We start from the raw sequence: 13,190 nt of genomic DNA on the forward strand, positions 1-13,190 counted from the left end.
CTCCCCTCCTGCTCCCGGGTGGCGAGCGCCGGAATCATCCCCACAGCGCCGCCTCCATTGCCATGCGCATGCGCATCAGCGGCGCCTCCTCATCGAGCGCCACCCGGTCCCGGGTGATCAGCGCCCCTTTGGCGATCGGCGCCGTGACTCGGCCGCCATGCAGGAGCCCGACCGGCCAGGCGCGGGCGGCGCGGGCCTCCTCCGCCATCATCGCGAAGGAGCGGTAGCAGGTTTCGCCGATGGCATCGAGGATCTCGCCCGGCTTCAGGTCGCGCTTGGCGCGCGCGCAGACCTCGGCCACCGGGCGTGGCAGCGGAAACATCTCCGCCTGGCCGTGAAGCACCGCGCGCGCCGCGGAGAGCGGCACTTCGAGGCTCGTGAGATGGTGCGGGCGATAGAAGGTGTAATAGGGCCCCTTGCCGCCCATCTTCAGGTCGTGCATCCGCTCCCGGAGGCGGGGATGCTCCATCTCCGCGACGACGAAGACGCCGGGCGCAACCCCCTTGCCCAAGGTGTAATCCACCACGCCCTTGCGGGAGAGGATGCCGCCATCCGCCACCGGCACCAGCACCGTGTCGAGGGTCTCGAGCGTCGCCTCGGGGCCGTGCATGCCCGGCACGTCGAGCACGAGGCCGGTGGCGTTGGCGATGGCGCTCATCTCCACCATGGTCTTCGAGCCGTCCACGAACTCGACCAGCATGCGCGGATTCATGTTCCGGCGCCGCGCCTCCTCGCGGTAATCGTCCGGCACGGCATCGGGATTGAACGGGTTGTTCTTGCCCTTGCCGGCGGCGACGACCGGATAGCCGAGGGCGGTGACGAAATTGATCAGTTCCATCGTCGCGGTCGGCTCGTCGCCGGCGCCGATCGTGTAGACGACGCCGGCTTTGTCCGCCTCGGCCTTCAGATAGGGCCCGATGGTGACATCCGCCTCGACATTCATCATCACGAGATGCTTTCCGGCGCGGATCGTCGCGAGCCCGATCTCGGCGCCGGCGGCGGGCCGGCCGGTCGCGTCGATGACGACATCAACGAGGCCCGAGCGCAGCATGACATGCGCGTCGTCGATGATGGCGATGCGCCCGGCCTCGATGGCGGAATCCAGCGCCGGCAACCCGTCGACCGGCGCGGCGATGCCGGGATCATGCCGCGCGATGCGGATCGCCTCCAGCGCGTTGCGGCCGCTGCGATCGGCGATGGCCGCGACGCGCAGGCCGCGCATCCGCGCGATCTGCGTCACGAGATCGGTGCCCATCTCGCCGCATCCGACGATCCCCACCCGGATCGGTCGGCCCTCGGCCTCGCGCGCGGCAAGGTCCGCCGCGAGCCCGCGCGCGGCGACATTGCTCGGATTTCCCCCCGTCATGCCGGCCTTCCCGTTGCCATCCGATCCGGAGGGAGACGTTTCGCGCCCGCCTGTCAATCGAAAACGATGCCGCGGGGCTCAGGCCAGAACGAGCAGCAGATCCTTGGCATCGACCTGGGCATGCGGCTTGACGAGGATTTCGGCGACCCTGCCATCCGCCGGGGCGTGGATGGCGGTTTCCATCTTCATCGCCTCCAGCGTCATCAGAACATCCCCGGCCTTCACCGCCTGCCCGGTCTCGACCGCGATCGCCGAGACCGAGCCCGGCATCGGCGCCGAGACATGGCGGGCATTGCCCTCCTCGGCCTTGCGGCGCGCCACCACCTTGGCCGCCGCCGCGCGGTTCGGAACCTTGATAATGCGCGGCTGGCCATTGAGTTCGAAGAAGACGCGGACCTGACCGTCCTCATCGGTCTCCCCGATCGTCTGGAGGCGGATGATCAGCGATTTCCCGCGCTCGATCTCGATATTGGCCTCATCGCCCGGCTTCATGCCGTAGAAGAAGATCGGGGTCGGCAGCACCGAGACCGGGCCGTAGCGCTCCTGGAGTACGGCGAAATCCGTGAAGACCTTCGGATACATCATGCCGGAGGCAAGGTCCTCGTCATCGACCGGCCGGCCGATCCGCCGTTCGAGTTCGGCACGCGCGGCGTCGAAATCGGCCGGCTCGAGCAGCGAGCCCGGCCGCACCGTGATCGGCTTCTCGCCCTTGAGCACCTTCTTCTGGAGATCGGCGGGCCAGCCGCCCGGCGGCTGGCCGAGATCGCCGCGCAGCATCTCGACCACGGAGGCCGGAAAGGCGACGTCGCGGGCAGGATCGCGGATATCCTCCGCGGACAGCCCCTGGCTGACCATCATCAGCGCGAGATCGCCGACCACTTTCGAGGAGGGCGTGACCTTGACGATGTCGCCGAAGAGATCGTTTGCGGCGCGATAGGCGCGCGCGACCTCGTGCCAGCGCGTCTCGAGCCCCAGCGCGCGCGCCTGCTCCTTGAGATTGGTGAACTGCCCGCCCGGCATCTCGTGCAGATAGACCTCCGAGGCGCCGCATTTGAGATCGCTCTCGAAGGCGGCGTATTGCGTGCGCACCGCCTCCCAGTAGAACGAGATCTGGCGGATCGCCTCCGGATCGAGCCCGGTGCCGCGCGTGGTGAAGGCCAGCGCCTCGACGATCGAGCCCAGGCAGGGCTGCGAGGTGGTGCCGGACATCGCATCCATCGCGGCATCCACCGCGTCGATCCCGGCCTCCACCGCGGCGAGGATCGAGGCGGCGGCGATGCCGGACGTGTCATGCGTGTGGAAATGGACCGGCAGCCCGACCTCCTCCTTCAGCGCCTTGACGAGGATGCGCGCCGCGGCCGGCTTGAGTAGCCCCGCCATGTCCTTGAGGCCGAGAATGTGACAACCGGCCTTCTCTAGTTCCTTGGCCAGGTCGACGTAATAGCGGATCGGGTATTTGGCGCGGTTGGGGTCGAGGATATCGCCCGTATAGCAGATGGCGCCCTCGCAGAGCCGGCCGGAGCGGAGCACCGCGTCGATGGCGACGCGCATGTTCTCCACCCAGTTGAGGCAATCGAAGACGCGAAACAGGTCCATGCCCGCCTTCGCCGCCTGATCGACGAAATCCCGCACCACATTGTCGGGATAATTGGTGTAGCCGACGCCGTTCGCGCCCCGCAGCAGCATCTGGGTGAGGATGTTCGGCACCCGCTCGCGGATCAGCCGCAGCCGCTCCCACGGATCCTCCTGGAGGAAGCGCATCGCGACATCGAAGGTCGCGCCGCCCCAGCATTCGAGCGAGAGGAGCTGCGGCAGGCCGCGCGCATAGGCCGGCGCGATCGCGGCGATGTCGAAGGTGCGCATGCGGGTCGCGAGCAGCGATTGATGCGCGTCGCGCATGGTCGTGTCGGTGATGAGCACGCGCCGCTCGCCGCGCATCCATTCGGCGAACCCCTTTGGGCCGAGTTCGTCGAGCTTCTGGCGCGTGCCGGAAACGATATCCGCTTCGGATGCGGCGGCGAAGCGCGGCACTTCCGGCGCCCGCGCATCGGCCGGCGGGCGCGGCCGCTCGCGCGTCTCGGGATGCCCGTTCACGGTGACATCGGCGATATAGGTCAGAAGCTTGGTCGCGCGGTCCTTGCGCCGCTCCTGGGTGAAGAGCTCCGGCGTCTCGTCGATGAAGCGCGTCGTATATTCCCCGGCGCGGAATTTCGGATGCCCCAGCACCGCCTCGAGGAAGGTGAGGTTGGTCGCCACGCCGCGGATGCGGTATTCGCGCAGCGCCCTGTCCATCCGGGCGATGGCCTCCGCCGGCGTCGGCGCCCAGGCGGTGATCTTCTCGAGCATCGGATCGTAGAAGCGCGTCACGATCGCGCCGGAATAGGCCGTGCCGCCGTCGATGCGGATGCCGAAGCCCATCGCGCCGCGATAAGCGGTGATGCGGCCGTAATCGGGGATGAAATTGTTCTCGGGGTTCTCGGTGGTGATCCGGCATTGCAGGGCATGACCGTCGAGGCGGATGCCGGCCTGATCGGGGATGCCGATCTTCCAGGCGCCGTCTTCGCCCTTCTGGCCGATGGCGCCGCCTTCGAGGATGCGGATCTGCGCCTTGACGATGTCGAGGCCGGTCACGACCTCGGTCACGGTATGCTCGACCTGGATGCGCGGGTTGACCTCGATGAAGTAGAATTTCCCGGTATCGGCATCCATCAGGAACTCGACCGTGCCGGCGCCGACATAATCGGTGGCGCGGCCGATGCGCAGGGCGGCACCGCAGAGCGCCTGGCGCGTCGCCGCGTCGAGATAGGGCGCCGGCGCGCGCTCGATGACCTTCTGGTTGCGCCTCTGGATCGAGCAATCGCGCTCGAAGAGATGGACGAGATTGCCGTGCCGGTCGCCGAGGATCTGCACCTCGACATGGCGGGCGCGGCGCACCAGCTTTTCGAGATAGACCTCGTCCTTGCCGAAGGCGGCGCGCGCCTCGCGCTTGGCGGTGAAGACCGCGTCGAGAAGCTGGTCCTCGCTCTCGATCGCGCGCATGCCGCGGCCGCCCCCGCCCCAGCTCGCCTTCAGCATCACCGGATAGCCGATCCCCGCCGCAAGCCGCAGGATGGTCTCGGCATCGTCCGGGAGCGGCGGCGTCGCCGGCATCACCGGCACATCGACCGAGATCGCGAGGTTGCGCGCATCGACCTTGTTGCCGAGCTGGCGAAGCGTCTCGGGCGAGGGGCCGATGAACAGGATTCCGGCTTCCGCGCAGGCTTCCGCGAATTCCGGGCTCTCCGAAAGAAAGCCATAGCCGGGATGGATGGCATCCGCGTTCGCCTCGCGCGCGACGCGGATCACCTCGGAAATCGAGAGATAGGCTTCGAGCGGGCCGAGCGGCTTCGCGAGATGCGGGCCGCGCCCGACGAGATAGGCCTCATCCGCCTTGAAGCGATGGAGGGAGAGCTTGTCCTCCTCCGCATAGATGGCGATCGTGCGGATGCCGAGTTCGGTCGCGGCACGGAAGACCCGGATCGCGATCTCCGAACGGTTGGCAACCAGCAATCGACGCACCGGCATCTCGAACTCCCCCGTCCCGCCGCATCGCAGCATGACACAGCTTCCGCGTATTCAAAGACGCGTTCGCCGGAGTCGACCCGGTGAGAATTGCGTTTTGCGCATGCCGGGCATCCTGATGCGGAATGCCTGCGCCGGCAACCCGCCGCTCAATGGATATGGCTGCCGCCGTTGATGTCGATCTCCGCGCCGGTGACATAGGCCGAGAGCGGCGAGGCGAGAAACAGAACGCAGCCGGCAACCTCCTCCGCGGTTCCGATCCGCCCCATCGGAATCGATTTCAGGATCTCGGCGCGCCGCTCGGGCGTCAGCGCGCCGCCGGTGATGTCGGTGTCGATCATCGAGGGGCAGATGGCGTTGACCCGGATATTGTCCGGGCCGAGTTCGCGCGCGCAAGCCTTGGTGTAGCCGAGCACCGCGCCCTTGGCGGCGGAATAATGCGAGCCGCCGAACACGCCGCCGCCGCGTTGTGCGGAGACGGAAGACATGTTGACGATCGAGCCGGATTTCTGCGACCGCATCGCCGGCACCACGGCCTGGGTCATGTGCAGCGTGCCGCGCATGTTGATATCAAAAACCCGGTCATAGGTTGCGTCGTCGACCTCCATCAGACGCTGCGGCGAGGTGATGCCGGCATTGTTGACGAGGATGTCGATGCGGCCATGCCGCGCCAGAACGCGCTGGGCGGCCTTCTCGCATTGCGCACGGCGCGTGACGTCGCAGCGCAGCGCGAAATGGCCGCGCCCCTTGAGGCTGCGCACAGCCTCGCGCGCGGCGTCGAGATCGATATCGAGGATCGCGACCCGCGCACCATGCTCGGCAAGGAGCCGTGCGGCGGCGAGACCCAGCCCGCGCCGCGACGCCGCGCCCGTGACAATGGCGACCTGACCTTTGACCAGCATGCGGACCCCTCCTGTGCTCCCTGCGGCGGATTTCAACATGTCCGCCATAATAGTATTATTATTTTGTCGCCTATTCGGCGGCAAACTCCCTGCTTTCCGCACGCGCCCGGCCGGGCGCGCCGGCCCGCCGGAAGGCGGCCAGCGTGGCGCGCAGCGCATCCGCGACCAGGATCCGCGAGAGCTGCTCGGCCGTCTCGCCATCCTGCCGGCGGATCGCCTCCGCCAGGCGGCGATGATCCGAAAGCGGCACCACGAAATGCTCGATGGGTTGCATGCGCTGCATGCGCAGCGACCAGAGCAGCGTCGTCGCGACCACATCCTTGAGCGCCGCGATCGCGGCGTTGCCGGAGGCCTCGAACAGGGCATCGTGAAAAGCGAGGTCGTGGCGCATCGCCGCCTCGGTATAGGGCGGGGTCTCGATCATGCCCTCCAGCGCGGCTTCGATCCGCGCAAGCTGCCCCGATGTTCTTCGCAATGCAGCAATTTTCGCGCATCCCGGCTCGACCAGCGCCCGCAGTTCGAACAGGTCGCGGATGAAATTCTCGTCCGCCGCCGAAGCCAGCGACCAGCGCAGAACGTCGGGGTCGAGCAGATGCCAGACATCCCGCGGCGCGACCCGGGTTCCACGCCGCGGCCGCGCCTCGATCAGCCCCTTGCCGGCGAGAAACCGTACCGCCTCGCGATAGGCGGTGCGCGAGGCCGAGATCTCGGCGCGCAGATCCTCCTCGTTGGGCACGAGCGCGCCGGCCGGCAGGGCGCCGGACACGATGGCGACCGCAAGCCGCTGGGTGACCTGCGCGAACAGCGAATCGCGGCCGGCCTTGCCCACGCGCGTGGCGAAATCATCCTTCATCGGGCCCTCAACCGGTCGCGGCCGCCACGCCGCTCTTGACAGGTCTGAAATATAGTATGACTTTTTCATGCGCTGGCAATCGGAGGTTGGGCGGGTCAGCGCCTGCCGCCGGGCCGCGCCACCGGCATCCGGCCGCTGCATGCCGCGGGCGGCCCGGAAAAGGTCGCGTTCGGGAGGGGTTGATGGCTTCTGTGACAATCCGGGATGTCCGGAAAGCCTTCGGGGCGGTCGAGATCATTCACGGGGTGTCGATCGACATCGCCGACGGGGAATTCGTCATCCTGGTCGGACCTTCGGGCTGCGGGAAATCGACGCTGCTGCGGATGATTGCCGGGCTCGAGAACATCACCTCGGGCGAGATCGCGATCGGCGACCGGGTGGTGAACAATGTCCCGCCCAAGGAGCGGGACATCGCGATGGTGTTCCAGAATTACGCGCTCTATCCGCACATGACGGTGGCGGAGAACATGGCGTTCTCGATGAAGCTGCGCGGCGCCGACAAGGCCGAGATGGCGGCACGGGTCGAGAAGGCGGCGAAGATCCTCGGCCTCACCCATCTTCTCGACCGTTACCCGCGCCAGCTCTCCGGTGGCCAGCGCCAGCGCGTGGCGATGGGCCGGGCGATCGTCCGCGATCCGCAGGTCTTCCTGTTCGACGAGCCGCTCTCGAATCTCGACGCGAAGCTGCGCGTGCAGATGCGCACCGAGATCAAGGAGCTGCATCAGCGGCTGAAAACCACCACCGTCTATGTCACGCATGACCAGATCGAGGCCATGACCATGGCCGACAAGATCGTCGTCATGCATGACGGGATCGTCGAGCAGATGGGGGCGCCGCTCGATCTCTACGACCGGCCGGACAATCTGTTCGTCGCGGGCTTCATCGGCTCGCCGGCGATGAACTTCGTCAAGGGCCACATCGACGGGCAGGGCTTCGCCGCCGAGGGCGGGTTCACGCTGCCGGTCGGTTCCGCGCCGGCGGCCAGCGCGGGGCGTCCGGTCGTCTACGGGCTCCGCCCGGAGCATATCCGCATCGATGCCCAGGGCATCCCGGCCGAGGTGATCGTGGTCGAGCCGACGGGCTCCGAGACGCAGGTCGTGCTGCGCACCGGCGGGCAGGAGATGATCGCCGTCTTCCGCGAGCGGCTTTCCGCCCGCCCGGGCGAAACCATCCCCATCGTGCCCACGCTCGCCAACGCCCATCTCTTCGACGCCGAAACCGGGAGGCGCCTCAACGCCTGAGCGGGCGGAAGACCCACGAAAACGGAACGGCGAGCCCGGAATCGCCGTCCGAAGCCACCCGAAAACGGGGGCTGGCCGACATGGCCGCACAAAGGAGGAAACGAGGAATGACCACCAATCGCCGTGGATTTCTGAAAGGGTCGGCCGCGCTCGGCGCCGGCGCGATGCTCGCGGGCTCCGGCCTCACCGAATGGGCGCGGGCCTGGGCGCAGGGCGCGCAATGGAAGCCGGAGGCCGGCGCCAAGCTCCAGCTCCTGCGCTGGAAGCGCTTCGTCCAATCCGAGGAAGACGCATTCATGAAGCTCGTCGAAGCCTTTACCAAGGCGACCGGCGTGCCGGTCAGCGTCATCAACGAATCGCTCGACGACGTGCAGCCCAAGGCGTCAGTCGCCGCCAATACCAACCAGGGACCTGATCTCTTCTGGGGCCTCTATTCGCTGCCCCATCTCTTCCCCGAGAAGTGCATGGACGTGACCGATGTCGCGGACTATCTCGGCAAGAAATACGGCGGCTGGATGGATTCCGCGAAAGCCTACGGCACGTCGAAAGGAAAGTGGATCGCCATTCCTGTCGGCTATAACGCCAATATCATCAACTATCGACAGTCGATGATCGAGGCCGCCGGCCACAAGACCTTCCCCGGCGATCTCGGCGGCTTCATGGATCTCATGAAGAACCTGAAGGCCAAGGGAACACCCGGCGGGTTCGCGCTCGGCCGCGCTTCGGGCGACGGCAATGCCTGGGTGCATTGGGCGCTCTGGGCGCATGGCGGCAACCTCGTCGACAAGAACGACAAGGTGATCATCAACTCGCCCGAGACGCTGAAGGCGCTCGAATATGTCAAGGAACTCTCGACGCATTTCGCGCCGGGCACCGCCTCCTGGAACGACGCCTTCAACAACAAGGCGTTCCTGGCCGGGGAAATCTCCGTGACCAATAACGGCGTCTCGATCTACGCCGCCGCCAAGGCCGGGGCCGACAAGGACGCGAAGCTCAAGGAGATCGCGGCCGACATGAACCACGCCAACTGGCCCGTCGGCCCTGTCGGCCGGCCGACCGAGTTCCATATCTGCTACCCGATGCTCGGGATGCGCTATTCCAAATTCCCCAACGCGGTGAAGGCGTTCCTCGCCTTCACCATGGAGGCGCAGAACTACAATCCCTGGCTCGAAGGGGCGGTCGCCTATCTGTCGCATCCGCTCAATGCCTATGATGCCAACAAGGTCTGGACATCCGATCCCAAGCTCACGCTTTGCAAGGATGCCGGCCGCCGCACCTTGCTCGCCGGCCATCTCGGCTCGGTGGGCGAGAAGGCGGCCTCGGCGCTCGCGGATTTCCTGATCCTCGACATGTTCGCGGCCGTCTGTGCCGGCTCGTCGAGCCCGAAGGACGCGATCGCGGTCGCGGAGCGCCAGGCGCGGCGCATCTACCGCTGAGGCGAAGGACACGGCCGGGCGGCCCGGCCGTGTCTCATCTCCCGAAGAGACGCGAGAACCCGGCCGGCTGCGGCAGGCCTGGCTGCATTCCGCGACAAAGGGGCGCCCGGCGCGCCCTGCAACAGGAGGAAGCCGCATCATGAGCGATGCCGCGATTTCCGCGCCTATGCCGCGCGTTTTCGAACGGTCCTGGGCGCAGCGGATGACGGACCGCAACATGCTCGGCTTCTGGTTCATGCTGCCGGCAGCCGCATTCCTGATCCTGTTCCTGGTCTATCCGCTCGGGCTCGGCATCTGGCTGAGCTTCACCGATGCGCGGATCGGGCGCGGCGGCGTCTTCGTCGGCCTCGAGAATTACGAATGGATCCTCGGCGATTCGAAATTCCAGCTCGCGGTGTTCAACACCCTGTTCTACACCTTCGTTGCCAGCGTGCTGAAATTCGCGATCGGCCTCTATCTGGCGATCCTTCTCAACAACCACCTGCCCTTCAAGGCCTTCATCCGGGCGATCATCCTCGTTCCCTTCATCGTGCCGACGGTGCTCTCGGCGATCGCCTTCTGGTGGATCTTCGACCCGCAATTCTCGGTGCTCTCCTGGGGCTTGCGAAAATGGGGGCTGATCTCCGGAAACATCGACTTCCTCGGTGACCCTTGGAACGCCCGGCTGAGCGTCATCTTCGCCAATGTCTGGCGCGGCGTGCCCTTCATCGCCATCACGCTGCTGGCGGGGCTCCAGACCGTGTCGCCCTCGCTCTATGAGGCCGCGACGCTCGACGGCGCCTCGAAATGGCAGATGTTCCGCCATGTCACCTACCCGATCCTGACCCCGATCATCGCGGTGGTGATGACCTTCTCGGTGCTGTTCACCTTCACCGATTTCCAGCTGATCAAGGTGCTGACCAATGGCGGCCCGGCGGGAACCACCGAGCTGATGGCGACGATGAGCTACAACACCGCGATTCTCGGCGGCCGCATCGGCGAAGGCGCGGCGATCTCCACTGCGATGATCCCCTTCCTGCTCGGGGCGATCATGATCTCCTGGTTCGGGCTCCAGCGCCGCAAGTGGCAGCAGGGCTCGGACAACAACGATTGACGGCGCCAGCGAACCGGAGGGATATGCCATGGCCGATGCGACGCTCGCGCGCGAGGACCATTCGGAAGGGATGAGCTATCTCGACACCGGCCTGTCGCGGCTGGTGACGCTCTATCTGCCGCTGCTGCTGATCGTCGTCGTGCTGCTGTTCCCGTTCTACTGGATGGCGATCACCGCGGTGAAGCCGAAGGAACATCTGCTCGATCTCGACCGGCACAACCCGCTCTTCACCCTCCAGCCGACCTTCGAGCATATCCGCGCGCTGCTCTTCGAGACGCATTATCCGCTCTGGCTGTGGAACACCATGTTCATCTCGGTCATCGCGACGATCCTCGCGCTGGTGGCGAGCGTCTTTGCCGCCTATGCCATCGTGCGCATCCGCTATACCGGCGCGCAGATGGTGGGGGGGCTGATCTTCCTTTCCTATCTCGTGCCGCCCTCGATCCTGTTCATCCCGCTCTCGACCGTGATCTATCAATATGGGCTGTTCGACACCCCGTTCGCCCTGATCCTGACCTATCCGACGATCCTGATCCCGTTCTCGACCTGGCTGCTGATGGGCTATTTCAAGACCATTCCCTATGAACTCGAGGAATGCGCGCTGATCGACGGCGCCACCCGGTGGCAGATCCTGACGAAGATCATCCTGCCGCTGGCGGTGCCGGGGCTGATTTCGGCCGGGATCTTCTGCCTGACCCTGTGCTGGAACGAATTCATCTACGCGCTTACCTTCATCAACACGCAGGACAAGAAGACCGTGCCGGTGGCGATCGTCACCGCCTTTACCGATGGCGACCAGTATAAATGGGGCTCGCTGATGGCCGGCGCGCTGGTCGGCTCGCTGCCGCTCGTGGTGCTCTACTCGTTCTTCGTCGAATATTACGTGAGCGCGATGACGGGCGCGGTGAAGGAATGACGCGCACCCTCGCCTTCATCGGCCTCGGCGCCATGGGGCTGCCGATGGCGCGGCGCCTTGTCGAGGCGCAATTCCGCGTGCAGGGCTTCGACCTCAACCCGAAGGCGCTCGCGGCGCACGAGGCGCAGGGCGGCGTTTCGATGCTCACGGCGGCGGAAGCCTGCGCCGGCGCCGAGGCGCTGATCCTGATGGTGGTCAATGCCGGCCAGGCACGCGCGGCACTGCTCGAAACCGGGGCGCTTCAGGCACTCGACCCGGATGCGCTCGTCATCCTCATGGCGACCTGCGCGCCGGCGGATGCAAGGGAGATCGCCGCGATGGTCGAGGCGAGCGGACGCCGCTTCCTCGATGCGCCAGTCTCCGGCGGCACGGTGGGGGCCGAGGCCGGCACGCTCACCATCATGGCCGCTGGCCCGGAGGCGCATTTCGCGGCGGCACGGCCGATCCTCGCCGCGCTCGGCGACAAGCTCCATCATGTCGGCGAGCGCGCCGGCGACGGCGCGATGGTCAAGACCATCAACCAGCTGCTCTGCGGCGTGCATATCGCGGTGGCGGCGGAAGCCTTCGCGCTCGCCGAGAAGGCCGGGCTCGATCCCGGCCTCGTGCTCGGGATTCTCGGCCAATCCGCCGCCGCGAGCTGGATGCTCAGCAATCGCGGGCCGCGCATGCTGCAGGCGGAGCCGCCGGTCACGAGCGCGGTCGATATCTTCGTCAAGGATCTCTCGCTGGTTCTCGATGCCGGACGCGCCGCGAAGGTGGCGCTGCCGCTCGCGGCCTCGGCGCATCAGATGTTCCTCGCCGCATCCGGCGCGGGCCACGGATTGGCCGATGACAGCCAGGTGATCCGCGCCTATCGTGCGCTCAACGGGACCGATTGATTTCCACATTCCGGAGGTTAGCGCATGACGAAGGAGCGAATCGGCTTCATCGGGGTCGGGCTCATGGGCCACGGCATGGCGAAGAACATCCTGGAGAAGGGATTCCCGCTCGCCGTGCTCGGCAACCGCAACCGCGCCCCGGTCGAGGATCTCGTGCAGCGCGGCGCCAGGGAGGTGAAGAGCGCGAAGGCGCTCGCCGAGGCAAGCGACATCATCTTCCTGTGTGTCACCGATTCCTCGGTCGTCGAGACGGTCATCCGTGGCCCTGACGGCATCCGCGAGGGTGCGCGTCCCGACCTGATCGTCGTCGATTGCTCGACCGCCAACCCGGTCTCGACCGAGGCGCTGGCACACGAACTCGCGGAGATCGGCGTCACGCTGGTCGATGCACCGCTCGGCGGCACGCCGGCCCAGGCAGAGACCGGGCAATTGACCGCCATGGTCGGCGCAAGTCCCGAGATCTTCCGGCGGGTGGAGCCGGCGATCGCCGCCTGGGCGGCGAAGATCGTCCATCTCGGCCCGGTCGGCACCGGGCATAAGGTGAAGCTCCTGAACAATTTCATCGCGATGGGCTATGCGGCGATCTTCGCGGAGGCGCTGGCGATCGGCCGCGCCAACGGCGTCGAGCCGGAGACACTCGACCGGGTGATCCGCGGCGGACGGATGGATTCGGGCTTCTACCAGACCTTTATGGGCTACGCGCTCGAGGGCAACCGCGACAGCCACAAGTTCACGCTCGCCAATGCCTTCAAGGACATGCGCTATGTCGACGCCATGGCCGATTCGGTCCAGATGCCCAACCCGATTTCCTCGGCCACCAAGAACCTGTTCGGCCAGGCCGTGAAGGCGGGGATGGGCGAGGATTACGTGCCCTTCCTCGCGGATTTCGTTGCGCGCGCAAGCGGGCTTCCGAAATACGCGCCCAAGAAGAAGGATTGAGGCGC

Annotated in this window: 10 protein-coding genes; 6 read left to right on the top strand and 4 right to left on the bottom strand. The window is 66.5% G+C overall.

Annotated elements, in window-relative coordinates:
* Positions 1–34 precede the first annotated feature (34 nt).
* The 4 genes from FWJ24_RS00220 to FWJ24_RS00235 form a co-directional block, all read right to left on the bottom strand.
* Positions 35–1,366 (bottom strand): homoserine dehydrogenase, encoded by a 1,332-nt coding sequence (locus FWJ24_RS00220; protein ID WP_150285777.1) that lies wholly within the window; start codon positions 1,364–1,366, stop codon positions 35–37.
* Positions 1,367–1,444: 78 nt separating this feature from the next.
* Entirely contained in the window at positions 1,445–4,930 is a 3,486-nt protein-coding gene (gene pyc / locus FWJ24_RS00225; protein WP_150285778.1) for a pyruvate carboxylase, read from the bottom strand.
* 146 nt (positions 4,931–5,076) lie between these two features.
* Complete coding sequence (locus tag FWJ24_RS00230) at positions 5,077–5,829, bottom strand: SDR family NAD(P)-dependent oxidoreductase (protein ID WP_150285779.1); 753 nt, start codon at positions 5,827–5,829, stop codon at positions 5,077–5,079.
* A 70-nt stretch (positions 5,830–5,899) separates the two neighbouring features.
* Positions 5,900–6,682 carry a FadR/GntR family transcriptional regulator gene (locus FWJ24_RS00235; RefSeq protein ID WP_166443528.1) on the bottom strand — a complete coding sequence of 261 codons (783 nt, stop codon included), beginning with the start codon at positions 6,680–6,682 and terminating at the stop codon, positions 5,900–5,902.
* 182 nt (positions 6,683–6,864) lie between these two features.
* Between FWJ24_RS00235 and FWJ24_RS00240 the strand changes: the two genes are divergently transcribed.
* The 6 genes from FWJ24_RS00240 (at position 6,865) to FWJ24_RS00265 (ending at position 13,185) form a co-directional block, all read left to right on the top strand.
* Positions 6,865–7,923, top strand: coding sequence for an ABC transporter ATP-binding protein (locus FWJ24_RS00240; RefSeq protein WP_150285781.1), 1,059 nt, complete (start codon positions 6,865–6,867; stop codon positions 7,921–7,923).
* Positions 7,924–8,030: 107 nt separating this feature from the next.
* Positions 8,031–9,359, top strand: a complete 1,329-nt coding sequence (locus FWJ24_RS00245; protein ID WP_150285782.1) for an ABC transporter substrate-binding protein — start codon at positions 8,031–8,033, stop codon at positions 9,357–9,359.
* 166 nt (positions 9,360–9,525) lie between these two features.
* A complete protein-coding gene (locus FWJ24_RS00250; protein ID WP_425468893.1) occupies positions 9,526–10,452 on the top strand; it encodes a carbohydrate ABC transporter permease in 927 nt (308 codons plus the stop codon).
* A gap of 28 nt (positions 10,453–10,480) precedes the next feature.
* A complete protein-coding gene (locus FWJ24_RS00255; RefSeq protein ID WP_150285784.1) occupies positions 10,481–11,368 on the top strand; it encodes a carbohydrate ABC transporter permease in 888 nt (295 codons plus the stop codon).
* Positions 11,365–12,246, top strand: coding sequence for an NAD(P)-dependent oxidoreductase (locus FWJ24_RS00260; RefSeq protein ID WP_150285785.1), 882 nt, complete (start codon positions 11,365–11,367; stop codon positions 12,244–12,246). The genes FWJ24_RS00255 and FWJ24_RS00260 overlap by 4 nt, the downstream gene beginning before the upstream one ends.
* 24 nt (positions 12,247–12,270) lie before the next feature.
* Complete coding sequence (locus tag FWJ24_RS00265) at positions 12,271–13,185, top strand: NAD(P)-dependent oxidoreductase (protein WP_150285786.1); 915 nt, start codon at positions 12,271–12,273, stop codon at positions 13,183–13,185.
* Positions 13,186–13,190: the final 5 nt, after the last annotated feature.

The sequence above is a fragment of the Rhabdaerophilum calidifontis genome, assembly GCF_008641065.1.
Taxonomy (GTDB): domain Bacteria; phylum Pseudomonadota; class Alphaproteobacteria; order Rhizobiales; family Beijerinckiaceae; genus Rhabdaerophilum; species Rhabdaerophilum calidifontis.

What these genes read in the sequence shown, in the direction of transcription:
- FWJ24_RS00220 (WP_150285777.1), bottom strand. Translation starts at nt 1,366, where the DNA reads ATGACGGGGGGAAATCCGAGCAATGTCGCCGCGCGCGGGCTCGCGGCG.
- pyc (WP_150285778.1), bottom strand. Translation starts at nt 4,930, where the DNA reads ATGCCGGTGCGTCGATTGCTGGTTGCCAACCGTTCGGAGATCGCGATC.
- FWJ24_RS00230 (WP_150285779.1), bottom strand. Translation starts at nt 5,829, where the DNA reads ATGCTGGTCAAAGGTCAGGTCGCCATTGTCACGGGCGCGGCGTCGCGG.
- FWJ24_RS00235 (WP_166443528.1), bottom strand. Translation starts at nt 6,682, where the DNA reads ATGAAGGATGATTTCGCCACGCGCGTGGGCAAGGCCGGCCGCGATTCG.
- FWJ24_RS00240 (WP_150285781.1), top strand. Translation starts at nt 6,865, where the DNA reads ATGGCTTCTGTGACAATCCGGGATGTCCGGAAAGCCTTCGGGGCGGTC.
- FWJ24_RS00245 (WP_150285782.1), top strand. Translation starts at nt 8,031, where the DNA reads ATGACCACCAATCGCCGTGGATTTCTGAAAGGGTCGGCCGCGCTCGGC.
- FWJ24_RS00250 (WP_425468893.1), top strand. Translation starts at nt 9,526, where the DNA reads ATGCCGCGCGTTTTCGAACGGTCCTGGGCGCAGCGGATGACGGACCGC.
- FWJ24_RS00255 (WP_150285784.1), top strand. Translation starts at nt 10,481, where the DNA reads ATGGCCGATGCGACGCTCGCGCGCGAGGACCATTCGGAAGGGATGAGC.
- FWJ24_RS00260 (WP_150285785.1), top strand. Translation starts at nt 11,365, where the DNA reads ATGACGCGCACCCTCGCCTTCATCGGCCTCGGCGCCATGGGGCTGCCG.
- FWJ24_RS00265 (WP_150285786.1), top strand. Translation starts at nt 12,271, where the DNA reads ATGACGAAGGAGCGAATCGGCTTCATCGGGGTCGGGCTCATGGGCCAC.